The 24,106-nt window shown below is 52.6% G+C and carries 21 protein-coding genes and 1 riboswitch; of the genes, 17 read left to right on the forward strand and 4 right to left on the reverse strand.

The features are described 5' to 3' along the window. Positions 1-204: 204 nt before the first annotated feature. Both F1379_RS16195 and F1379_RS16200 read left to right on the forward strand, forming a co-directional pair. Positions 205-744 carry a P-loop nucleotide/nucleoside kinase family protein gene (locus tag F1379_RS16195; RefSeq protein WP_239004698.1) on the forward strand — a complete coding sequence of 180 codons (540 nt, stop codon included), beginning with the start codon at positions 205-207 and terminating at the stop codon, positions 742-744. 293 nt (positions 745-1,037) lie between these two features. After that, positions 1,038-2,258 (forward strand): aminotransferase class I/II-fold pyridoxal phosphate-dependent enzyme, encoded by a 1,221-nt coding sequence (locus F1379_RS16200; RefSeq protein WP_239004699.1) that lies wholly within the window; start codon positions 1,038-1,040, stop codon positions 2,256-2,258. A gap of 136 nt (positions 2,259-2,394) precedes the next feature. Here F1379_RS16200 and F1379_RS16205 read toward each other — a convergent pair whose 3' ends face one another. From F1379_RS16205 to F1379_RS16215, 3 genes are all read right to left on the reverse strand, one after another. Then, entirely contained in the window at positions 2,395-2,736 is a 342-nt protein-coding gene (locus tag F1379_RS16205) for a hypothetical protein (protein WP_150271615.1), read from the reverse strand. Between the two features lie 51 nt (positions 2,737-2,787). After that, entirely contained in the window at positions 2,788-4,098 is a 1,311-nt protein-coding gene (locus tag F1379_RS16210) for a PQQ-binding-like beta-propeller repeat protein (RefSeq protein ID WP_162551183.1), read from the reverse strand. Between the two features lie 857 nt (positions 4,099-4,955). Beyond that, complete coding sequence (locus tag F1379_RS16215; RefSeq protein ID WP_150271619.1) at positions 4,956-6,275, reverse strand: amino acid permease; 1,320 nt, start codon at positions 6,273-6,275, stop codon at positions 4,956-4,958. A 138-nt stretch (positions 6,276-6,413) separates the two neighbouring features. Here F1379_RS16215 and F1379_RS16220 point away from each other — a divergent pair, with 138 nt between their 5' ends. From F1379_RS16220 to F1379_RS16230, 3 genes are all read left to right on the forward strand, one after another. After that, the gene (locus tag F1379_RS16220) at positions 6,414-7,331 is read left to right on the forward strand and encodes a LysR family transcriptional regulator (RefSeq protein ID WP_150271621.1); all 918 of its coding nucleotides are present in this window, start codon (positions 6,414-6,416) and stop codon (positions 7,329-7,331) included. Between the two features lie 29 nt (positions 7,332-7,360). After that, entirely contained in the window at positions 7,361-8,296 is a 936-nt protein-coding gene (locus F1379_RS16225) for a tyrosine-type recombinase/integrase (RefSeq protein ID WP_150271623.1), read from the forward strand. 333 nt (positions 8,297-8,629) lie between these two features. Continuing rightward, positions 8,630-9,601 carry a glycoside hydrolase family 113 gene (locus F1379_RS16230; RefSeq protein ID WP_239004700.1) on the forward strand — a complete coding sequence of 324 codons (972 nt, stop codon included), beginning with the start codon at positions 8,630-8,632 and terminating at the stop codon, positions 9,599-9,601. A 254-nt stretch (positions 9,602-9,855) separates the two neighbouring features. Here the strand turns inward: F1379_RS16230 and F1379_RS16235 are convergent, their stop codons facing one another. Beyond that, positions 9,856-10,776, reverse strand: a complete 921-nt coding sequence (locus tag F1379_RS16235) for an L-lactate dehydrogenase (protein ID WP_150271625.1) — start codon at positions 10,774-10,776, stop codon at positions 9,856-9,858. Between the two features lie 177 nt (positions 10,777-10,953). Between F1379_RS16235 and F1379_RS16240 the strand changes: the two genes are divergently transcribed. The 12 genes from F1379_RS16240 (at position 10,954) to F1379_RS16290 (ending at position 23,997) form a co-directional block, all read left to right on the forward strand. After that, a complete protein-coding gene (locus tag F1379_RS16240) occupies positions 10,954-12,351 on the forward strand; it encodes a branched-chain amino acid transporter BcaP (RefSeq protein ID WP_150271627.1) in 1,398 nt (465 codons plus the stop codon). 60 nt (positions 12,352-12,411) lie between these two features. Further along, positions 12,412-13,704 carry a WD40/YVTN/BNR-like repeat-containing protein gene (locus tag F1379_RS16245; protein WP_150271629.1) on the forward strand — a complete coding sequence of 431 codons (1,293 nt, stop codon included), beginning with the start codon at positions 12,412-12,414 and terminating at the stop codon, positions 13,702-13,704. Between the two features lie 235 nt (positions 13,705-13,939). Next, entirely contained in the window at positions 13,940-14,116 is a 177-nt protein-coding gene (locus F1379_RS30025) for a hypothetical protein (RefSeq protein ID WP_203457118.1), read from the forward strand. Positions 14,117-14,285: 169 nt separating this feature from the next. Continuing rightward, complete coding sequence (locus tag F1379_RS16250; protein ID WP_420850510.1) at positions 14,286-14,684, forward strand: DUF2500 domain-containing protein; 399 nt, start codon at positions 14,286-14,288, stop codon at positions 14,682-14,684. 115 nt (positions 14,685-14,799) lie between these two features. Next, a complete protein-coding gene (locus F1379_RS16255) occupies positions 14,800-15,555 on the forward strand; it encodes an SDR family NAD(P)-dependent oxidoreductase (RefSeq protein ID WP_150271900.1) in 756 nt (251 codons plus the stop codon). A 126-nt stretch (positions 15,556-15,681) separates the two neighbouring features. After that, positions 15,682-16,104, forward strand: a complete 423-nt coding sequence (locus tag F1379_RS16260; RefSeq protein ID WP_150271631.1) for a cell wall hydrolase — start codon at positions 15,682-15,684, stop codon at positions 16,102-16,104. 82 nt (positions 16,105-16,186) lie between these two features. Next, positions 16,187-16,639, forward strand: a complete 453-nt coding sequence (gene gerQ, locus F1379_RS16265) for a spore coat protein GerQ (RefSeq protein ID WP_150271633.1) — start codon at positions 16,187-16,189, stop codon at positions 16,637-16,639. A 315-nt stretch (positions 16,640-16,954) separates the two neighbouring features. Next, entirely contained in the window at positions 16,955-18,271 is a 1,317-nt protein-coding gene (locus tag F1379_RS16270; RefSeq protein ID WP_150271635.1) for a hemolysin family protein, read from the forward strand. A 198-nt stretch (positions 18,272-18,469) separates the two neighbouring features. After that, on the forward strand, positions 18,470-20,383 hold the full coding sequence (locus F1379_RS16275) for an ATP-binding protein (RefSeq protein WP_150271637.1): 1,914 nt from the start codon (positions 18,470-18,472) through the stop codon (positions 20,381-20,383). Between the two features lie 93 nt (positions 20,384-20,476). Further along, on the forward strand, positions 20,477-21,229 hold the full coding sequence (locus F1379_RS16280) for a thioredoxin domain-containing protein (RefSeq protein WP_239004701.1): 753 nt from the start codon (positions 20,477-20,479) through the stop codon (positions 21,227-21,229). Then, on the forward strand, positions 21,226-21,669 hold the full coding sequence (locus F1379_RS16285; RefSeq protein WP_150271639.1) for a disulfide oxidoreductase: 444 nt from the start codon (positions 21,226-21,228) through the stop codon (positions 21,667-21,669). Before F1379_RS16280 ends, F1379_RS16285 begins: the two co-directional genes overlap by 4 nt. A gap of 217 nt (positions 21,670-21,886) precedes the next feature. Further along, positions 21,887-22,054, forward strand: a riboswitch (cyclic di-AMP (ydaO/yuaA leader). Positions 22,055-22,179: 125 nt separating this feature from the next. Next, positions 22,180-23,997, forward strand: coding sequence for an APC family permease (locus tag F1379_RS16290; protein ID WP_150271641.1), 1,818 nt, complete (start codon positions 22,180-22,182; stop codon positions 23,995-23,997). Positions 23,998-24,106: the final 109 nt, after the last annotated feature.

Raw genomic sequence — 24,106 nt, forward strand, 5'->3', positions numbered from 1 at the left:
AAACAATGCTTGTTCATTATAGCTGAGGAACAATTATGTGTAAACATTACGATTAAATAAAAATACGTATTTCATGCAATTAATCTCTTTCGGCAGTAAATATGTAAAAAACAAGTAAAGCCGTCCGCGGCATACTTTTCTGTGCTTCAAGCTTTTAATATTAATTCAGGCGATTACTCTTTAATTGGTGAAGGAGATTTGATGATGTCTAAATTACCCTTATTTATTGTTACAGGAGCAAGCGGTGTCGGCAAAACGACGGTGATGCGCGAACTGCGCACGCTCATGCCTGACTTTGTTGTATTCAGCACCGACAATGATAACTTTGGATCGACAGCGGCGAAGCTGGAGTATCAGGACAGATACAATATATTGCTGCACTGTGCCCATGCGGTTGCTGAGTCGGGGAGAGGGACCATCATCTGTGGAACCTTCATGCCCTGGGATGCTGAAAAATGTGATGCCTATGCAGCGTTCAGTGAAATATGCTTCATTAATCTGCATTGCGATGATAGCACGCGTAACCAGCGACTGCGCACTAGAGAGGACCGGGCGATCTGGACAGATGAGCTGCTTCGGGAGCATGAGCAGTTCGCCCGTTGGCTGCTGGACAATGCAGCGACTGCATACCATCCGCCGATGCCGACCATTGATACATCCCATACGCTACCTTCAGAAGTTGCCATGCAGATAAGGGAATATGTGCTGGCGAGTTGGGTTGGCGTTTTGCCGGCGGGAACGTAAGGAACAACCGGTTAATGGCGTCTTTATTAAAATGAGCACGGGCTGTCTTCCCTAAAAACGCTCAAAATCCGCTCGAAATCCGTCTCAAAAAACAGCGTATAATATAAATTATACGCTGTTTTAGTTTTAATCCGTTTTTATATCCACCTGCGAGCAAGTGTAGGACAAAATATCAGACAATACCTACCATTAAATACCTTTTATTGCTCTTATATAGTTTTATCGCATTACCGCAGTCAAGCGGCGCATATTCATGCTATAATAATTCAAAAATATGGGTAGGTGGATGACGCTTGAAGACAACAAGACTGAAACGGAAATGGAGAGCGGATAAGCTGGAACGGCTGGGCTCCTCGATTTTTGCTGAAGTGGCAGAATGGCAGAGAGAGGCCGCTGCCGCCGGGAAAGACATTATCGATCTGGGCATCGGCAGTCCGGATCGGGGACCGGTGGCGGAGGTCCGCAGACAGCTCAGCGAAGCGGTGCTGCGGGAGAGCAGCTATGCTTATCCGGCTTCCCGGGGGAGTGAGGCGTTCCGCAGTCAGGCTGCGGCGTGGATGGACTGGCGCTTTGGCGTCGACATTGATCCGGAGACGGAGCTAGTGTCGCTGATGGGATCGCAGGATGGGCTGGCCCATCTGGCGCTGTCCATCTGCAATCCCGGGGACCTGGCCATTGTGCCGGACCCGGGATATCCGATCTATGCCGGTTCCCTGGCAATCGCCGGTGTGAGGCCCTGGCTGCTGCCGCTGCTGGAGGAGAACGGCTGGGTCCCGGATCTGGACAGCATTCCGGAGGAGATATGGCAGGAAGCGGCCTTTATTCTGCTGGCTTTTCCCGGCAACCCGATCTCTGTAACCGTGGAGCTCCCGTATCTGGAGAAGCTGGTGGCGCTGGCGCGGAAGTGGGATGTGCTGATCATCCATGATCTGGCTTATTCCGAGATGGGCTTTGGCGGCTACAAGCCGCTCAGCATTTTGCAGGTGCCCGGAGCGCTTGATACGGCTGTAGAATTTCATTCCTTCTCCAAAAGCTTCAACATGGCCGGCTGCCGCATCGGCTTCATCACCGGCAATGCTGAAGCAGTTGGTGCGCTGCGGGAGCTGAAGAGCAACATTGACTACGGCGTCTTTGAGCCGGTACAGGAAGCAGCGGTAACCGCGCTGAAGCTGGCAATGACGGAGGGCGGCAAGCTGGCCGTCGCACCGCTCTACGAAAGCCGGCGGGATGCGTTCGTGGAAGCGCTGGCCTCAGTAGGCTGGCCGGTTCCAAGACCGAAGGCGACGATGTTTATCTGGGCACCGCTGCCGGAAGCCTATGGCGGCGGTGGGCTTGCCGAAGGCCGCGCTCGCGGCTTCGCCCGAGAATTGCTGCTGGGAACCGGAGTCGCAGTCATTCCGGGCGACGCATTCGGCGCGCAGGGTGAAGGCTATGTGCGGATTGCGCTGGTTGAAGAGGAGGCCAGGCTGCTGGAGGCGGCGCGGCGGATCGGGGAATTTTTGCAGAGAAAATAGCTCATGCAGTATTGGGTTAACATATCGTATATTATGTAAACTATGAATCGCAGAGATGAAATAGCAGCCATATATTTCAAGCCGGCGCCGATTTGTTCGGGCCGGCTTGTGAACGTTTAACAGCCTTAATAGCGGACTAACGCATCGCCTTTCGATACTCACCATCCCTATAGACAGCAAGCAGGGAGGAGCTATCGTAATCCTTAACAGTATAAAATTTACTGCCAACCGGCGCGATAGTGGAATCTTCATCCCGTTCGGGAAAAGCCTTTTGCGGATCAATAAATCTTTTTACCGTTCCGATATGCTGGTCCAGCTTCTCCTCTTCAACAGTCAGCTCCGAAACCACATAAGACTTGTTCTCCCACACGATAACAGGCGGAGCCGGGAGCAGCGGGTATTCACTCGTAGTATTTGCAGATGAACAACCCGTCAGCATAACTGCCGCAAGCACCATAAGCATGATAATACGCTGCATTGCCTCACCACCTACTTGTTCCGCAGAATAAATAACGTGAAGTAATGCTCCTTATAAAAGCTTCTCTGGCAGCTTTACAGCCATGAGCTTGGTCTCCGAAGGAATCAGCACTGTTCCGTTAGTGACGGTTATTGTGCCATAGCTGGAAATCCCGGTAGCAATACGGCCAAGCGTTGTTCCTGTAGCTGCATCCATGATCGACAACATCCCGTTCTCATCCCCGATGAAGACAGCCTTGCCAATTCGTTGCAGCGTTACTGCCTTACTGCCGGAATCGCCGAAGCGGACACTGCTGTTGTTCGCCAGATTGACAGCGGTTATTTCCGTTCCTTGCTGAAAATAGGCTATTCCTTGGATCGGGCCTGCCAGCCAGTTACCGAAGCGCTTGTAGCTGTGTGCAGTGTCAGCATTGAACTGTCCGCGTGCAAAGCGGGTGAGATACACGTTATTTTCCTCTAACAGCCCATCTGCGGTATAGGCATAAGGACCTTGAAGGGAAGTGTAACGGGCAGCCATACGCGAAACGTCGGGAAGCGGCTGGTAATTCTCCGGTTTCGTGATTTTGCCTGTTGCCGGGTCCAATACCGCTAAGGTCAACAGATAGCCCGGAATCTTGGTAAGAGTCGCAGAGGGTTCTGCGGATTCCCGGATAATGACCTGTCCGTTCTGGCTGCCGACGAAGCTGTACATTCCTTCTGTTCTCCATAATACCTTACCTGTAGAGGCGTTTAGGCCAAAAAACTGGCTGCGGATGTTATTGACGGTACTGGATACCACAAGCACTCCACCGTATTTACGGTATATACTTCCCGCATACATTGGCACGGCTTTATTCTCCCATAGTCTCTTGCCTGTAACGGCATCAAAGGCTGCCATACCACCGCTTTCATTGGCAAAATATACGGTTCCGTCCAGCAGCTTGATTCTTCCGCCGAGTTCCAGCGGGCGGGCAGCAGCTTTGACCTTCCAGATCTCTTTTCCCGTCTTTGCGTCAAGCTTAACAAGGTCGCCGCCGCCGGTAACGAACAGGACCGAGTTGTTGGTAACAATCTCAGGGAAAGCCCCCTTAGCATAAGACCAATTGATTGTTCCTGAGGCTGCTTCTCTGGCATAGAGCTTGTTGTGCTTCACGTAAAAGACGGTGCCGTTATGAACAGGCCGCTGCTCATAATAGAGCCCGGCACCATCGGTATTGGCTTGCCAGAGTAGCGGAAGCGTTGCTTGCTGGTTGGGGTTAACTGCCGCCGTATGAATCTCAGGTTCAGCCAAGGCCAGGGAGCTGCCCGGTTGAAGTCCGATAGCGCTTGGTATAAGCAATGCTGATGCGAGCAGCAGCTTGAGTGCAGTTGTTGGTGAAGCCATTGTTGTCATCTCCTTAGGAATTTAAGGCTAATATATGTTTAGACCGGAATTCAAGGAAATAGTTGCATTAATATGGCAAGAAATCATATGGATGGTGAATCGTGAAGCTGCTACTGCAAGCGAAGCGGTGTCCGCTTAAGCGTAAGCATATGCTCTCAGCTCAAACTCAAGCGTTCACTGCAATTAGTTCGATTTTCTCACACTAATCCTGCCTTTTTTGCGGAAATCAGCAATCTAGTTCGATAATCGCCACTTAATCCGGACGATATTGGTACAATTGTGGTTTTACACCAATATTAAGTGGTGAATTTCCAATTAGACTTGTGATCATCCTTGATATTGGTGAAATTAAGTGGCGATTTTCCAACTACACTCTGCGAGCAGGGGCTGCTGTTCGTTCATCCTAACGATATAGAACGGGCTGCCAGCGGATTCCACAGCATATAGCGGTATTAGACCAGAGATCGGGGAACGGGTAGCGGCTGGAAGTCCATAACTCCATAGTGTAATTACCAGCCTTATCCAGACTAATCTTTAGTATAATATATATAGTTAACATAATAAATAATATGTAATCTTTGTCTGTACAATAGAGGGTTTGTAAGCAACTGAATTAGTAAATGGTTACATAACAAGGGATTATTACTAGTTACTACAAACTCTGTACATGCAGAGGTGAGTCACATGAAACTAATACTCAATTCATTTATACACTTGCGGCATTACTGGTGTTGATATGGCTTCTATGTGTTCAACCAGACATCCGTTGTGTTCTCTATCGAAGTACCATAAGATATGGCAGACAAGAAAACCGCCGATTGTCCGGGCTGCACCCGGTACAATCGGCGGTTTTGGTTTTAGAGCGTTTTGCGCACGGCAGGCTGTTCCTCCAGTTCGGCTGCAGCAGACGCATCCGGGCGGATTCTCCGCTGCGGGCGGACGAGAATGAAGAACACAGCAATGATCAGCAGCGGGTACAGCATGGCCCAGCCGGTAAACGGGAGCACGGCGAGCGTGGCCAGCAGGGAGATCCAGCTGACTGTTCTGCCGAGTCTGCTGCCCCGAAGCAGCCGGGTTCCGGCGGCACAGCCGCCAATGTAGGTCAGAATGAAGGTGGCATTCGGAAACTGGATTAAGGTAGTAATGCTTACCAGGCCGCTGCCGAACAAGAACAGGATGGCTGCATAACAGATGAACAGAAAGCCGATGGCTCCGGTTGGCGTATGGTACCTTGCGGAGATCCGGGCCATGGTCTTCGGGGCGTAATCTTGACGCGCCAGGGCATAGGCGACCCGGGAAGCGGCGCCGGTGTAGGCGATGATGGTCGCAGTGCAGATGAAGACTCCCGTCAATCCGGCGATATATCCGCCCCAAGTACCGAGCGGACCACTGATCATCCGGACCAGGGAGGTATCGGCTTCGCCCTGGAGATAGCTCCGTGTGCCCACGGTCGCCAGAGCGGCCAGAAAATACAGCACACCGACAATGATCGCGGCGATGCTCACGCCTTTAATGGCGGCACGCTGCGGATCTTTGAATTCCTCTGACAGATGCGATACGGCTTCCCAGCCGATGAAGCACCAGAAGAGGATGGCCGCTGCCTGCCCGACACTGCTCCAGCCCTGCGGCATGAACGGGGTAAAGGCGGCCTTGTCGACCTGCGGCAGCGCAGCCGAGACGGCAAAGACAAGGACTGCGATGATTGCGAGGACTACGGCGATCTGGACTTTGCCGGCCACTTTCATCCCGACCCAGTTGACGATAAGCCCGGCAGCAAGCATCCCTCCGGCAATCGCCACTCTGGCGGAGTCTCCCCAGCCCATGGCCGACGTCAGGTAGCCGGCTCCGGTCAAAGCGGCCACCGGACCCCCGATCGGCACCGACATCAGGAAGAACCAGCCGACCAGCGCTCCCGCACGGGAACCGAAGGCCAGGGTTACGAAATGCGAGACACCGCCCGCATTCGGATGCTTTGCCGAGAGCAGGCCCATGGATAAGGCCAGCGGCAGAATCAGCAGGGTCATCAGGCCCCAGGCCAGCAGTGAAGCCGGACCGGCCAGTTCGGCCGCGAGGCCGGGAACGATGAGAACCCCGGAGCCCAGAACGGCACCGATATAAAGCGCGATGGCCTGCGGCATGCCGATATTTTGTTGTAAGGCAGATGGAGCTTCTTTCATTCGGCAATCCTGCTTTCTATAGAAATGATCTGTGTTGAAATTAATTATAGAGTATCAGATAATAGTTCCATTGGAAAAACAGAAAGATCGGATACCATCCATTCAAAAATTCGATGGATAGAAAGCGGGGGACTACCTTTGGAATCCAGGCATTTGTTTACCTTCCTTACAGTGGTAGAGGCCGGCAGCTTTACGCGGGCCGCACAGCGGCTGGATTATGCGCAATCGAGTATAACGGCACAGATTCAGGCACTGGAGAGTGAACTGGGCCAGCCGCTGTTTGACCGGATCGGCAAGCGGATTCTGCTTACCGATGCCGGGCGCCGTCTGCTGCCGTATGCGCAGGAGATTGCGCGGATGCACTCCCTGGCCCAGCAGGCGCTGCATCCGGATGCGGAGCTCGCCGGCAGCCTCAGGATCGGTGCGCCGGAATCGCTTGCCGCATTCCGGCTGCCGGGAATTATTCAGGAATTCCGCGGCCGCTATCCGGCGGTGCAGATTACGCTGAAGCCGGGCGTCTGCTGGGAGCTTGCCGATATGGTCCGTTCCGGTGAGCTGGATCTGGCTTTCCTGCTGCAGCCGGAGACTGAATACAAGGATCTGCGCACCGATACGCTCGTACAGGAAGCTATGGCACTGGTGGCACCGCTGGACCATCCCTTCGGCCTGCTGCCGGAGATTGAACCAAGGCACCTGCTGAACGAGACGATTCTGCATACCGAGGCCGGTTGTACCTACCGGACCCTCTTTGAACAGCAGCTTCATCAGCATGGTGTGTTTCCCGATCCGAAGCTGGAGTTTTGGAGTATTGAGGCGATCAAGCAATGCGTGATGTCCGGGCTGGGCATTTCCCTGCTTCCGCTGATCACTGTCAAGAAGGAGCTGGAAGAAGGGAAGCTGATCCGCCTGAATTGGAATGATGAGCAGCAGCGTGTGGCTACCCAGTCGGTGGTCCATCATAAGAAATGGATATCGCCTGGACTGGAGCAATTTCTGCAGCTGGTCCGGAAGCATGCTGCCCGCTGGCGGGAGGAAACGGCAGAATTTGCGAAGTAATTACACGTGCCCAGAAGGGAGGATACACCATGAACGATGTGGATACTGAGTATGAAGAGGAGCTCGAAGCGTTTCTGATCTGGATGAAGGACGCCGGTTATACAGCGTATACGCAGAAATCATATCTCGCCGATGTGCGGGAGTTCCTGCACAGCCTTAACGGCAAACGGCTCGATGCCGTTAAGAAGCTGCATGTCGTCTCCTATTTGACATCGGTGCGGGAACGCGGGGTGAGCGATGCGACGCGTAACCGCAAGCATGCCTCCATTCATTGTCTGTTCAAGGCGCTGATAGAGCTGGAGCTTCTGAACGCGAACCCTGCGGCAGGCATCAAGAAATCGAAGACCGACAAGAACCGTGAACCCGTATTCCTGGAGGAGAGCGATCTGCAGCGTTTCCTTGGTGCAGTGGAGGGAAAGTACCGCACCCGTAATCTGGCACTTTTCCTGCTCATGTCCTATATGGGTCTGCGTGTCGGAGAAGTTCATACCTTGAACCTCAGCGACTATGATACAGAACGGCAAATCCTGCGTGTGTTCGGAAAAGGGCGCAAATGGCGCAACGTACCGGTACCGGCGGAGCTTACTCCTTACCTGGAGCAGGCGCTGGCTGAACGGCTTGCGCCTTGGCGCGGGAAGGAAGAGGCGATGTTCATCTCCCAGAAAGGCCGCAGGCTGTCGATCCGCTGTATACAAGGCATCGCCGCCGCCGCATTTGCCCGGTTCCAGGACGAAGTCCCTCCGCCGCAGCGCCGCTCTTACTCCAGCCACAAGCTGCGCCACTCGTTCGCCACGATGCTGCTGCGCAAGGGTGCGGATCTGCGCACGGTACAGGAGCTGCTGGGCCATTCCTCCATCCAGACGACTACCGTGTACACGCATATCACGAACCGGGAGAAGGAAGAGGCGATGTCACGGCTGCAAATCAAGCTGCCGTTAGAGGTGGGTATACCGGATGAATCATAACGGAATTCGAAGGCGACATAAACAATATTATGTTAACTTCAAAACCTGCTAAATATACCTTTCATATCATGATTCATTTAATTACCAATCGCCCGCCAATTTAATAACACCTTCCATTACACTCATAAACAGTGATGGAAGGTATTTTACTGCCTATATCTGTATTCGCTTACATTATTACTACCAGCAAATAAATCAATAACAAAAAATAACTTGTTATTATTCAGCTAATGTTTTATTCTAACAATTAGTGAGGATTATTAATCAGCTAATGTTCTTATGGATGTAACCGTCTACAAATGGTTGCTCTTACGATGATGGGAGGAAACGTCAGTGCAAGAAGTGTTTTTTAAAGGAATGACTTACGGGTGGGAGACGCCAAGAGGGGTGTACCGTACCGGAGAAGCGGAGGATTCCCTGCGCAAGCTGGCCGAAACCGGCAGCGAATGGATCGCTCTGTCCTTCTGGACCTGGCAGGACAACGTATTCTCGACTAATATTTATTTCGATTATGGCTATACGCCGACAGACCGCGATATTGCGCATACAGTGAAGCTGGCTAAAGAACTGGGTCTTAAGGTCTGCCTGAAGCCGGTGGTGAATTCACGTGACGGCATCTGGCGGGCGCGGATCGGCTTTCCGGAGGACGGGGATGCGTATTGGGCAGAATGGTTCCGTTCCTATACGAATTTCCTCAAGCATTATGCCGAGCTGGCGGAAGAACTGGAATGTGAAATGTTCTGCATCGGCTGCGAGATGGTAGCTACGGAGAGCAGAGAAGCGGAGTGGCGGGAAGTGATCCGCGAGACGCGCAGTCTGTACAGCGGACCGATTGTATACAATGCCAACCACGGCAAGGAAGAAGGGATTGCCTGGCTGGATGAGGTGGATCTGATCGGAACTAGCGCCTATTATCCGGTGGCGTCGGCTCCGGGAGAGAGCTACGAGAATATGCTGGCGGCTTGGGAACGCCAGAAACCGCGGCTTAAAGCCCTGTCCGAGCGATTCGGCAAGCAGCTCGTATTTATCGAAATCGGTTGCCGGAGCGCCGAGGGCTGCGCGACGATGCCTTGGGACTTTAGTCATAAGCATTTGCCGGTCTCCCAGAGCGAGCAGGCGAACTTTTATAAGTCAGCGCTTGAATGCTTCTGGAAGGAACCCTGGTTCGCGGGCTTCTTCTGGTGGGACTGGAGTACGGTCTTATATGATAAGGAAGCGGCAGGCAGCAATGTCGGCTTCGACATTTACGGCAAGGAAGCGGAAGTCATCCTCCGCGAATATTATCAGCGTCCGGCACATCAATAATATTAGATTTTGGAGGCTGCGGGAGAAGGGTCCTGCAGCCTTTTTGCTATGCCTTAAGGCACATTAATTCCATTGGCAGACCTACTCTTTCATGTTATATTAATGGTAGAAAAGCCGTCCTTTTCGTGGTGGTCAATTTTCCCACTAACATGAGAGGGCGGTTATTTTGTGCGCGAACGCGGAAGAGGGCTGCCATTCGCTTGTCCGGCCGGATAAGTGAATGACAGCCCTCTGGTAATCAGCAGGCAGCATGGTTACAGATCAAGCTTGGCAATCTCCGCTTTGAGCTTCTCGGCCGACTGCTGGAACAAGGTGCGTTCCTCGTCGCTGAGCGGCAGATCAAGCACCTCGCGCACTCCGGTACGGTCAACGATGCAAGGTACACCCAGGTACACATCGGATATGCCATTATAGTTGTTGAGCAGGGTGGATACGTTCAGCACAGCACCCTCATTGTGCAGAATGGAGACCACGATCCGGTCCAGCGCCAGTGCAATGGCGTAGGAAGTAGACCCTTTGGCATTGATAATTTCGTAGGCGGCGTTCTTGGTATCTTCGAAGATTTCGTTGCGCTCCGCCTCATCAAAGTCGAGTTCAATGCCCGCAACGTTGGCCAGACTCCATACAGGAAGCTCGGAATCGCCGTGCTCACCGATAATTTGCCCGTGGATACTGCGCGGGTCAATTTCCTTGTGCTTGCCGATCAGGTAACGGAAGCGCGCGCTATCCAGTACTGTTCCGGAACCGATAACCCGTCTGCGGTCGAAGCCGCTGATCTTCAGTGTGGCATAGGACAGAATGTCCACCGGATTAGTGGCTACGAGCACAATCGCGTGCTGGTTGTATTTAGCGATACGTTGGATGATATCCTGAAAAATCGAGATGTTTTTGCGCAGAAGGTCAATCCGGGTCTCACCCGGTTTCTGGGAGGCGCCGGCGGTCACAATGATAATGTCCGCATCCCGGCAATCTTCATAGGTTCCTGCCCATAGCTTCACACCGCCGACAAACGGCATACCGTGGTTCATGTCCAGCGCTTCGCCGAGCGCTTTCTGATGGTTGACATCAATGAGGACAAGCTCGGGCATGCGTCTGCGCAGCAGCAAAGTGTAAGCGGTTGTGGTGCCGACAGCACCGGTGCCGATGACGACGACACGATTAGGCTTGGGGGCCATAAGTTCATCTCCTCCGAAAGTTTCGAATTTTTTGTGTCCAATCTTATCCATCATAATCGCAAAGGTTAGTGTTTTCAAGCTGCCTGTTTTTATCCATTACCCTGATTAAGGGTAAGCTAATTATCTAGCTGAAGGTTGTACCATTTCACTCATAAGTTGACAGGAGAGAACGAAAGAATGGATTTATTCCGCAAAAAACCGCTGGCCTTACCGCAAGGCGGCGAAAGCAAGCTCAGTAAAACCCTCGGTGCATTCGATCTGACCACGCTGGGCGTCGGGGCGATCATCGGTACGGGTATCTTTGTGATGACCGGCGTCGCCGCGGCCGAGCACGCCGGTCCCGCCCTGGTAATCTCCTTTGTTCTGGCCGGATTTGCCTGCGTACTCTCTGCGCTGTGCTATTCCGAGTTCGCTTCTACACTGCCCGTATCCGGGAGCGCTTATGCCTACAGCTATGTAGCGTTCGGCGAGCTGCTGGCCTGGATTCTGGGCTGGGACCTGGTGCTGGAATACGGGGTCGCGGCCGCTGCAGTCAGCAGCGGCTGGTCCGGATATTTCCAGGGGCTGCTGGAGGGCTTTGGCCTGCATTTGCCGACGGCGCTCTCCGGGGCGTATAATCCGGACGAAGGTACGTTTATCAATTTGCCTGCGGTTATTATTATTCTGCTGATTTCCTTTTTGCTGACCCGCGGGGTCAAGGAAACGGCCCGGTTCAACGCCGTTATGGTTGTCATCAAGCTGGCGGTGATCCTGCTGTTCATCTTCACCGGGATATTCTATGTAAAGCCGGAGAACTGGACTCCGTTCATGCCGTACGGATTCAACGGCGTGGTCAACGGTGCGGCGACCGTATTCTTTGCCTATATCGGATTTGATGCATTGTCTACGGCAGCCGAGGAGGTCAAGCGGCCGCAGCGCGATCTTCCGATCGGCATTATTTCGTCGCTGGCCATTTGTACTGTTCTTTATATTTCCGTATCGCTTGTGCTGACTGGGATTGTTCCATATACGAGCCTGAATGTCAGTGATCCGGTATCGTTCGCACTGCGCTTCGTCGATCAGAATATGATCGCCGGACTGATCTCCGTCGGCGCCATTGCCGGCATGACGACGGTACTGCTCGTGCTTCTCTTCGGCCAGACCCGTCTGCTGTATGCCATCTCGCGTGACGGTCTGCTGCCGAAGAGCTGGTCCAAGGTCGATGAGAAGACCCATACTCCGGTACGGAGTACCTGGTTGGTGGGCGGAATAATCTCCGTTCTGACCGGAATTGTTCCGCTCGACCGGCTGGCCAATTTAACCAGCATCGGCACCCTGTTCGCCTTCCTGATTGTTTCGCTCGGCGTGATTACGCTCCGGCGTACCCATCCCGACATGAAGAGAGGCTTCCGTGTGCCGTGGGTACCGTTCATTCCGCTGCTCAGTGCGGCAGCCTGCGGCTATTTGATGTATAATCTGGGAAGAGAGACTTGGATCGGCTTCCTGATCTGGCTGGCCATTGGCCTGGTGATCTATGCGTTATATGGTTATAGACACAGCAAGCTGCATCAGATCGGACGGAACAACGACAAGTAAGAATCTCAACAGGCTTCCTTCTTACACAGCTTGACAATTTGCCCGAAGGAGGGGAACGCGATGACCTTCAAACATACCGGATGGAGAACTGCAGCTGTATTGGCGGTCATATTGACGTTCATGCTGACGGCAGCCTGCTCTTCATCATCGCCGCCGGAGCCTTCTTTCGCTCCGCAGCCGACGGAAGCGCCGGAGGAAGGGCAGACTATTACACTGATTACTCCTCCCGATGCCAAGAATGTCGACAACGAGAGTGCTCCGAAGTATCAGATTCAGACCCGGCTGACCGATTTCCGGCTGCTCAGCGAGTCGGCGGGACTGGCCTGGGGCGTCACCAAGAACGAATTGCGCATGTATATGACAAGGGATAACGGGAGTACATGGTCCAATATCTCACCGTCAACCAATGTGCAGTTTCTCTCCAATCCGGTGTACGGCCAGGATATCTTTTTTACCGACCCGAACAACGGCTGGATTATCCGCAGCGCCTCCGGGCAAACGGAGACTGTTGTGCTGCGAACGACCGATGGGGGGCTGCAATGGAAAATCTCTTCGTTTCCCGACAGCAATACCGTCACCTCCATCTTCTTCAACAACACGCAGTACGGCTGGCTGATGACCACCTGGGACGCGAACGCAACCAAATCAAGCAAGGCGCTCTACGCAACGGCCGACGGCGGGGCCACCTGGAATATGGTTATGCAGAATGAGCAGTATAACCCCAGTCTGCCGAACAATACAATCCCGATGGCCGGCGTAACGACCGGTATGATTTTTCGGGATAATCTGCGGGGCTTCGTCACGTTACAGACAGGAGCACTGCCCAAGATCTATATGACCCAGGACGGCGGTGCGACCTGGGCACAAGGACAGGATTTCCTGGTGAATCCGCAGCTTTCGACCTGTGATAAGGTCATCACCGGTGAACCGCAGTTCTTCGCAAATGGCAGCACCTCGGGCTGGATGCCGGTGGGCTGTCAGAAAGAGAAGACCGGCAGCATCGAATATAACGGTTATTTCACGGCCAATGGCGGGATGAACTGGAAATTTGCCGTATTCAATTTCCGGGAGCAGACCGGTATTAACCGGCATTTGGCTCCGGACTTCCTGAATTCTACGACCGGCTGGACACTCAGCGGAGATCTGCTGTACAAAACGGTGAACGGCGGAACAACCTGGTCCGCACTTCCGGCCAGCAGTGTACTGCAGTCGAAGCTGCTGGAGTATCCGGAGATTGTGAAGCTGCAGTTCATCTCGGGAGATGTCGGCTGGCTGCTGATCCAGAAAGAAGAGAACCGCAGATCCATTCTGCTGCAGACGACCAACGGAGGAGTAAGCTGGAGGGTACTGTAAGGGAGATATACTTAGGTTAGCCGGTGATTGCCGGCTGGCCTTTTCTTTTTTAGACTACAGAATTTATTGCGATTAGAGGGTGAAATAGAGTCGATAAATAAAATCGACATATTTTAAATTTTTCTTTAAAATGTGAAAAAAATCACATGACATTTAAAAGAGCTTGTGATATATTTAACACATAGAAAGCAAGTTCAAAATTTCACAAACTTTCATCCGAATGGAGCGATTACTTATGAAACTTTTTGAAGATGATTATACTACACGCAACCTGCTGCAATTGTGCTATAACTGCGACGATGCTCACCTGTGCGAGACCGAAGAACAATGCAGAGCCTGCTGGGCCGACAATGGCATGATGCCAGTTGAAGATAATGAAACCAAGCAGCTGCTGGACCTTGTACATGCTTAATGAACTCATAACCTGCTTTCCCGAAGACCGCTGTGCTCTCGATATTTGAGAGTTGGCGGTCTTTTGTGTTTTATGATGATTTATGGACCGGCACAGGCATATACATGTACGGAGGAACTGCAGCATGTGCCATGCGGCGGGACTACCTGGAAGCAAGGGGGAAGATGTCATGGGAATAGGACCGGATTCTTCGTGGATGTTCGATCTTACCGGAACGGTAATTCCGATTTTTGCCGCCCTCATATTTGGCATTGTCGCTGTGTCTGCGGGTAAGGGATTGCTTCAGTGGAGCCGTAACAACCATATGCCCCTGTTGTCTGTACCTGCACGCATTGTCAGCAAACGGAGTGAAGTCCGCCAGAAGCCGCCGGATGATAACCAGATCAGCCGGGCAACAATGGTGTATTATTTGACCTACGAGACTGAGGAAGGGATACGCCGGGAATTTAAGGTGGAAGGCGACGAGTACGGAATGAGCGCGGAAGGCGACCGGGGACTCTTAACCTATCAGGGCACCCGGTACTACGGCTTTCAGCGCCAGCCCCATTATTATTCCACTGCCGAATAGCACCTGCACATTTACAGTTCCGCATTTGTTCCTGTACAATTCCCCTTGTTTCCGTTAGCGGAAGCAGGGGGATATTTATATTGTGCCAAAATATAAAGAGCGGAGTGTGACCCATATGATTTATGCGGACAAAACAGTTATTGTGACCGGTGCCGGACATGGCATCGGACGGGCTGTTGCGGCGGCTTATGCGGCCGAGGGAGCCAAAGTGGTGATTGCCGAGGTCAACGAGGAAGCCGGACGCAAGGCGGCCGAGGAGATCAGCCGGGACGGCGGAACGGCAGAATTCGTTCACTGCGATGTCAGCGATGAGGAGCAAATTATCCGGATGGTGAAATTTGCGGCAGAACGCTTCGGACACGTCGATATTCTGATCAACAACGCCGGAGTCGCGAATGCCCATACTGCCGGCTTCTACGAGCTGACGGCCGATGCATGGGACCAAGTGATGAATACCAATGCCCGCGGGATGTTCCTCACCACCCGGGAAGCGGCCAAGCTGATGCGGGGCAATCCCCATGGCGGCGCGGTTATTAACATCTCCTCTACCCGGGCATATATGTCGGAACCGGATACCGAAGCCTACGCCGCTTCCAAAGGTGCAATCGCTGCTCTGACCCATGCGATGGCCGTTACCCTTGGACCGGACAAAATTACAGTGAACTGCATCAGTCCGGGCTGGATCGAGACCGGAGATTACGGACAGCTGCGGGAGATCGACCATAAGCAGCATCCTTCAAGGCGGGTCGGCAAGCCGGAGGATATTGCCCGGGCCTGCCTCTATTTGACCGCACCGGGAAATGACTTTGTTACCGGGTCACAGCTTGTAATCGACGGCGGGATGACGCGCAAGATGATCTACGAGCCCTGAGCCGATTCTCCGGGTTCCGGGATTAACTTGGGCTGGGACTGTCACCTCCCTGGGCGGATGCACATACAATACAGCGAGCAGTAAGGAAAAGGGATGCTTACAAAGCGAATACAAGGAGGAGAAGGCGTGGCCGTCATCAAAGCGAATTCGGAAGATACGAGGGTACTCGCGCGGCTGATGCGGGCGGAAGCCGAAGAGGATGGAGAGCAGGGCATGCTGATGGTCGGGAATGTCGGGGTCAACCGGATTCTCGGCAATTGCCTGGACTTCAGAAATATCCGCAGCATCGACGACATGGTCTTCCAGAGTCCGGGAGGATTCGAAGCGCCGCAGAAGGGATACTTCTACCAGAGGGCGAGGGACAGAGATGTCCGTCTGGCCGAGCGGGCGATTGCAGGGGAACGAACCTGGCCCGCATCCAATGCGCTGTGGTTCTTCCGTCCGGTGGGCGCCTGCCCGGCGACCTGGTATAACCAGCAGAACGTCGGCCGTTTCAAGGCGCATTGCTTCTTCGCACCGTCCGGTGAAGATTGTCCGGCTGTTTATTAACGGTAAGCGGCACAATGCATTTGTAATCATCCGCGCGCAGCAGCTCTCGCTCGTGCAATCCAACTTACAGGAGGTTTAACACATGATTTCTCAGCAACCCTATCGCCCGGTAACGTATATGATCGGCAGCACTACTTCCAGCGGTCCGGCAGCTATGCCCCAAATGGGCGGTACAATGGGCATGATGCCGCCGCAGGTCACCAGCGGCAGCCCGATGACTCCCACAGGCGCTGTTGTACCGACTACGGCCCCGGTATTCGAGCAGTCTTACATCGAGAATATCTTCCGTCTTAATCTGGGTAAGGTCGGAACGTTCTACTTTACTTACGAGAATAACAGCCAATGGAATGCAAAGGTATTTACCGGTGTTCTTGAGGCTGCCGGCCGCGACCATATTATCATCAGCGACCAAGCCACCGGGCAACGCATCGTACTGCTGATGGTGAACTTTGATTATGCAACCTTTAATGAAGAGCTGGTCTACCAATATCCGGGCGTCATCGGCAATCCGCCGACAACACGCAATTGCTGGTAAGCACCAAGCAGAAGTGCATCCATAGATGACAGGAAACATGCGGCGGACTGAGCCTGGGGGCGGTTCGCCGCTTCTTTTTGCCGCTGAGAAGCATATACTGCAATTTAAGCGGGGACAGGCATGCTTGCGAATTGCCCTAATACACTAATATAATAAATCTATATTTTTATTATCGTGAATGCAGTCAGGAGCTGAGTCAATTGGGAAATTGAACCTGAAAGGAACTGTCGGTGCCGCAAACGCCACAATTTTGAACAAACGAAGGAGGTGGGCCTATCCGCCCCGCTCGTGAACGGCGGTGGATAGGAAGTTAATTTGAGCGACCCTTTACCCGGTATATTACATGTTGGTCTTATTTTGTTGCTGGTGCTCTTAAACGGATTTTTTGTCTCGGTGGAATACGCAATGGTTAAGGTGCGGAGTGTCCGTATCGATGCTCTGATTGAAGAGGGCAGCAAACGCGCCCAGTCCGCCCGTGCAATTGTCACTAATCTGGATGGGTATCTGTCGGCGTGTCAGCTTGGTATTACGCTGGCTTCGCTGGCGCTCGGCTGGCTCGGGGCTCCGGCTATTGCCGACCTGGCGGGTCCGGGACTGGAGAGTCTCGGTTTTGGCGAGACAACGGTTAATGTCCTTGCCTTAATTCTGGCCTTTGTGCTCATTACAGTGATGCATATCGTGCTCGGCGAGCTTGCCCCGAAGACCATGGCGGTCAACAAAGCAGAGTCTGTACTTCTTTTAACTTCGGGAGCCATTAATCTGTTCTACCGGCTGATGTATCCTTTCATCTGGATCGTCAATGGTCTCGCCGGGGGTCTGCTGCGCATGTTCCGTCTGGCTCCGGCTTCCGAGCTGGCGACGGCGCACACGGAGGAAGAAATCCGCATTATTATGCAGGAGAGCAACAAGAGCGGCTTGATCGACAATACGGAAATGGCGTTGGTGGACAATATATTTGAATTTGCCGATACCATGGCCCGGGAGATTATGATTCCGCGCACGGAAATGATCTGTCTGAACAATCACTTGAGTGCTGAAGAGAATCTGGACATTGCCTTTGAAGGGATGCGGACCCGTTATCCGGTGTGTGATGGAGACAAGGATCATATTCTCGGTTTCATCCATATCAAGGATCTCATCCGTGACAACTCTCCAAGATTCGGCGATTTAATCCGCCCGATCCTCACAGTGCCGGAGTCCATTCAGATCAGCGCACTGCTGAAGGTTATGCAAAGAGCCAAGACGCAGATTGCCATCCTGATTGATGAATACGGCGGCACCTCCGGACTTGTCACACTGGAGGATATTATGGAAGAGATTGTCGGCGAGATTCAGGATGAATTTGATGAGGAGCGCGCCGGCGTTGAGAAGCTAAGCGAGGATGAGTATTCCATCGACGGGCTGATGCTGATTGAGGAGATCAATGAAGTGCTGGGCCTGCATATGGAGACGGATGATTATGACACCATCGGGGGATGGCTGTATTCCAAGCTGGAAGGCGGCCCGCCACAGAAAGGCCAGACCACGGAGTTCGATGGTCATTTGTTCGTGGTGGAAGAGACAGAGAACAAGCGTATTTCGCGGATCAAACTGCTGAAGATTCAATTTATGACTGAAGAAGCCGGAGCTTAACCGCTGGTTATCGGGCATGGTACCTTTACAGGTGCCATGCTTTTTTGTCATTTCTGTGGAGATCGCCGCAAAATTCGAAATGACAATTTCACTGGGAATTTTCTAACATTTTCCGGATTCGTGTCGATTTGACGCGGGTAAAGGTAATGTAAGCATTCTATCCTGCAAGGTGTTAACGTGCGAAAGGGGAGGGACCTATTGTCGATTCACCTGGTGGAGCACAATCTTCTGCTGGTCCTGTTTTCTGTGGTTATCGCCTTTCTTTCCTGCTTTATTGTCGTGGATTTGGCTGACCGCCTGGTGCGCACAACGAAAAGACGGGCATTTGTAATCATGATGGCCTGCATAATGGGCATCGGGATGTGGGGCATGCATTTTATCGGGATGCGGTCCATGAAAATGGATTATACGCTCTCCTATGACCTTCCTGTCCTGCTCTTCTCCTTATTCATTCCTACTGCGGCAGCTTACGTGCTGTTCAGTTTACTTAATAATCCGCGCACGCGCAGCTCTGCTTATCTGGGGTTTGGCGGCGTGCTGCTGAGCGGAGGCATTCTGATTATGCATTACAGCGGAGTCATGGCGATGCGGCTGCCGGCGGAGTATGGCCAGACCGCTGATTCGGTGCTTGTCTCCGTACTTTTCTCGCTGATTGTTCCCATCACTGCCGCTTCCTATCAGCCGAAATGGACAGCTAATCCGTATAATATTTTTTCCGTCAAAAAAACATGCCTTGTGCTGATTCTGACCGGGGCTCTCATCGGCACCCATTATACGGTTATGGCCGGGGCAACCTTCGTACCTACAGATACGCCAAGCTACCTCATAAACGGTCCGCTGCTGAATGAATGGCTCTTCGGCATGATTCTGGGCGGCACATTTATCTTCATTGCAGCCATTGTGCTCATTCTGCTCTACCGGGACCGGCAGCGTGTAATCCGCTCAGCGGTGCTCAGCGAGCAGCGGTATATGGCTTTGTTCGAACATAATCCGGACATGGTCGTCTGCTTTGATCCGTTTCGCCGTAAGGTGGTCAGTGTAAATCCTTCTTTACAAAAGCTGACCGGTTACAACAGGGATGAATTAGGTGATTTCAGCAAAATTCTCGTTCGGCCGCATGATCAATTGGCACTGAAAGCAGCAATTCAGCGGGCGGCGAAGGGGCAATCCGCAAAGCTTGAGCTTTCCGTGCTGACTAAGGCCGGTGAAACCATGATTTGCAGCGCAACGGTCTTCCCCCTGATCAACAGCGACCAGCGTCTCGTGTATATCGTCGCCGAGAACATCAGCGAACTCGCTAAGTATCAGCAGGAGCTTATCGTCGCCAAGGAAGCCGCTGAAAGCGCCGCCCGGATCAAGAGTGAATTCATGGCCACAATGAGCCATGAAATACGTACACCGCTCAACGGTATCATCGGAATCAATCAGCTCCTCGCTGAAGAGATCCGCGATCCGGAGCATCAGGAGCTGCTGCAGCTGCAGAACAGCAGCAGTCATGCCCTGCTGCATGTCATGGACGATATTCTGGACATCTCCCGCCTGGAGGCGAACGGCTTGCGGCTGCACGAGGAGCCCTTTTGCCTGTCACAGCTGCTGCAGGAGAGTATGAATCTGTTTGAAGCTATTGCCAAAGATAAATCGCTCGGCTTTACGCTGCATACGGAAGGTCAGCTCCCTGAGCATCTTATGGGCGATGTAGCCCGCATCCGGCAGATTCTGGTCAATTTGATCGGTAATGCCGTCAAATTCACGGAATCCGGTCATATCGGGGTGTCCGTACGGCATCTAACCGGCGACTCCGGAAAGGCGGACCTGCAGTTCCAGATTACGGATACGGGCATCGGCATTGCGCCGGACAAGCTGCCGCTGCTGTTCCAGCCGTTCTCCCAGCTGGATGCGGCTCATAACCGGAAGTACAACGGCACCGGTCTGGGCCTGGCGATCTGCCGCAAGCTGGTGGAGCTGATGAACGGCGGAATCACAGCGGAGCCGGCGGAGGAAGGCGGGATGATTTTTACTTTTACCGTGAAGCTGCAGGTTTGTCCGGCAGAAGCACACTCTGAACCCGCTGCAGCGGGAAGCGGAAGCCGGCTTGCGACGGAGGCGGTGTGAGAGAGGTTTGCCAAAATGCGAAGTTTAATTATATAATTTCGAAAGGAAGTGATTTTAATTTAGCGGTCCAACCGGACAGAAAGGAACTCTCACTTGAGCACAAACAAACGAAAAGGCCCTGCGCTTTCCCAAATGAGCAAACAAGAGAACCGCAAAGCCGAGCTGGAGAAACAGAAGCAGAAAACGAGATTTCTGATCATCGGTACGATCGCACTGGTCGTTATCATTTTCGTGGGCCTGGGTATGCTTGCCGCCCAGGATAAACCGTCGGCAGCCACAAACGAGCCGGTCGAATTCAACTACAGTGAGATGCCAAGACTCGGAAGTGAGGACGCACCGGTCAAGCTTGTTGAATTCGGCGATTTCAAATGCCCGGCCTGCGCCGATTTTGCCGGAGTCATCAAGCCGCAGATTGTACAGGAATACATTGATCAGAACAAAGCCGCCCTTTATTTTGCCAATATGGCCTTTGTCGGTACGGATTCGAAGACGGCTTCACTTGCCGCATTGTCGGTATACCATCAGAACAGCGATGCCTTCTGGACGTACTATGACGCCTTGTATGCGAACCAGGGAGATGAGAATGAGAGCTGGGCTACACCAGAATTCCTGATCAGCCTGGCCCAGCAGGAGAAGCTGGACATTGATTATGAGCTTCTGCGCAAAGATATCGAAGACCAGACGTATCTGGACGAACTCAACAGAGACATGGCATTGGCAGAAGATTCCGGAGTCACCTCGACACCCTCGCTGTTTGTTAACGGGGTGAAGCTGGCAGAGCCGTTCAACATCCAGGCTATTGATGCCCAGATCACAGCTGCCACCGAAGCGGTGAGCGCCGAGTGAGCTCATTTGCCGCATTCTGCAGACGGAACTGCCTGTATCTGGCCTGGTTTGTATCTATAGTTGCGGTGGCGGGGAGCCTTTATCTCAGCGAGGTTCTGAAATATGAGCCGTGCAAGCTTTGCTGGTTTCAGCGGATCTTTATGTACCCCCAGCTATTCCTGCTCGGCATAGCGACCTACCGGGGCGATAAACGCATTATCCCTTATGTGCTGCCGCTCAGTCTGATCGGGGGAAGTATTTCGATCTTTCATTATGCCGAGCAGAAGATCCCGGCGCTGAGCCGTGTGGCTTCTTGTACGGTCGGAGTCCCCTGCAATACGGATTACCTGAACTTTTTCGGCTTCATCACCATTCCGCTGCTGGCTCTCATAGCCTTTGCACTGATTGCGATTTTGCTCTGGACCGGACGTAAAGAGAATGATGCGGATCCGGAGCAATAATGCAGCCGGCAGCATGGTTTGAAATCCATTAATTATTGTCACAATTCACATCCAAAACACTCAAAAAACACGGGAAAATGGGATAATACGCGAGAATGAAAGAGCTTGCTGCCCCCTGTGATGGAATTGAGTGTTTTGGATGTTTTTTCATTTCTTTTCATGACTTTCAGCGCTTTACTGGAAGGGGTTTGTAGACTAATATTAGACCTTGTGAGAAGTTGAATACGCGCTGAATTTTCCGCAGGAAAAACGGGGGAACCAAACTTGGCGAATGACGCCAAAGGGGTGAATCGGAGCGGGTCTTACTATCAAGACCTCCCGCGACCGTAGGGCTACCACAGCCCGAATCCGCCAGCTAACCTCGTAAGCAACAGTGGGATAGTGACGATGCTCTTAAGCATGCGGTTCATATCCGTATGCTTATTTTGTTGCCTGCATTTATGAAACCTGCTATGAAAACAGCGCAAGGTATGACCGTTCAACTCACCCAGAAAGGAACTGTTATCAACAATGGTAAGCAAGGTAAAACGACTGCTGATCGGGCGTCCGATGAAGTCGAATGAACTCGATCACGAAAAGTTATCCAAGGTGAAAGCACTGGCTGTTCTTTCTTCCGACGCACTCTCGTCAGTAGCCTACGGAACGGAACAAATTCTGATTGTGCTGATGGCTGCAGGCTTTACAGCCATTTGGTACTCACTGCCCATTGCATTGGCCGTATTATTCTTGCTGGCTATACTGATCCTTTCCTACCGCCAGACCATCTTTGCCTATCCGCAGGGCGGAGGCGCTTATATTGTTGCTAAAACCAATCTGGGTGTGCCTACAGGTCTGCTCGCCGGCGGCTCGCTGCTGGTCGATTACATTCTGACCGTCGCGGTAAGTGCATCTGCCGGTACGGATGCGATTACGTCGGCTTTTCCAAGTCTGCATGATCACACCGTGCTGATCGCCGTGGCAGTCATTGTCTTCCTGACGATCATCAACCTGCGCGGGGTAACCGAGTCGGCATCCTTTATCGCGATTCCAGTATACTTATTTGTATTTTCCATATTTGTGCTCATTGTCTCCGGTATAATCAAGTACGCAACCGGCGGAGCGCATGCCGATGTGCCTGAGTTCGGCAGCGCCGTCTCCAATGTCAGCCTGTTTCTGCTCTTGAAGGCCTTCAGCTCGGGCTGCTCGGCCCTTACCGGGGTTGAAGCGGTATCGAATGCCATTCCGAACTTCAAGGCGCCGGCCGAGAGAAATGCCGCCAAGACGCTGCTCATGATGGGCGTTATTCTGGGCCTGATGTTCACGGGGATTACGCTGCTGGCTTACTGGTACGGTGTAACTCCCAACGAGAAGGCAACTGTCATCTCGCAAATTGCCGAAGCCACGTTCGGCCGCGGCTGGATCTACTTCTTCATTCAGGGAGTCACGGCTGTTATCCTGTTCCTGGCTGCGAATACCGCATATTCAGCCTTCCCGCTGCTGGCCTTTATGTTCGCCAAAGACAAATATCTGCCGCATGCGTTCATGGTGCGCGGTGACCGGCTGGGCTTCTCGAACGGAATTATCTTTCTCGGCGTGTTGTCGGCTGTGCTCGTTGCCGCTTTTCACGGGAATACAGAGGGCCTGATCCCGCTCTATGCCGTCGGCGTATTTATTCCGTTCACGTTGTCGCAGCTGGGGATGATGATTCACTGGTTTAAGGAGAAGCCGAAGGGCTGGCAGGGCAAGTTCACAGTGAATACCATCGGGATGCTGACGACGCTGACCATTACGATGATCTTCATTATCACCAAATTCACCAGTGTATGGATGGCATTCATCTTCCTGCCTGTCGTCATGTTCATGTTCCACCGGATTCACAAGCACTATCTGAACACTGCGGATCAGCTGCGGATTTGTCCGGCTACCGATAAGCCTTGCATTAAAGGCAGTACCGTTGTAGTGCCGGTGTCAGGCGTAACGAGAGCCGTGCTGCATTCGATCAGCTATGCCAAATCGCTTACCGATAATGTGGTCGCAGTGTATGTCGGCTTCGACGAGGACGAGATCCACAAGATGGAGCAGAAGTGGGAAGAATGGAACCCCGGTGTCAGATTGATCGTGCTGCGCTCCAGATACCGCAGCGTGCTGCGGCCGCTGGTCAAATTCATCGACACCGTAGAATGGAAGACCGCTTCGACGGATCACATTACCATCCTGATTCCGCAGTTTATTACGAAGCATTGGTGGCAGGCCGTGCTGCATAATCAGACCAGCCTGTTCATCCGCTCTTATCTGATGAATCAAAAGGATATAGTCGTGGCTACCGTGCCTTATCATCTTCATAAGTAACAACGATAATAAAACCCTTGTAAAGCCCGTCAACCTTAAATGGCCGGCGGGCTTTTTTATTTTCATAAAAATCATGGTAAACTTTAGGGAAATAAACTGGAGGGATGGA

The organism is Paenibacillus tepidiphilus (genome assembly GCF_008635795.1).
In the GTDB taxonomy this organism is placed as follows: Bacteria; Bacillota; Bacilli; order Paenibacillales; family Paenibacillaceae; genus Paenibacillus_AQ; species Paenibacillus_AQ tepidiphilus.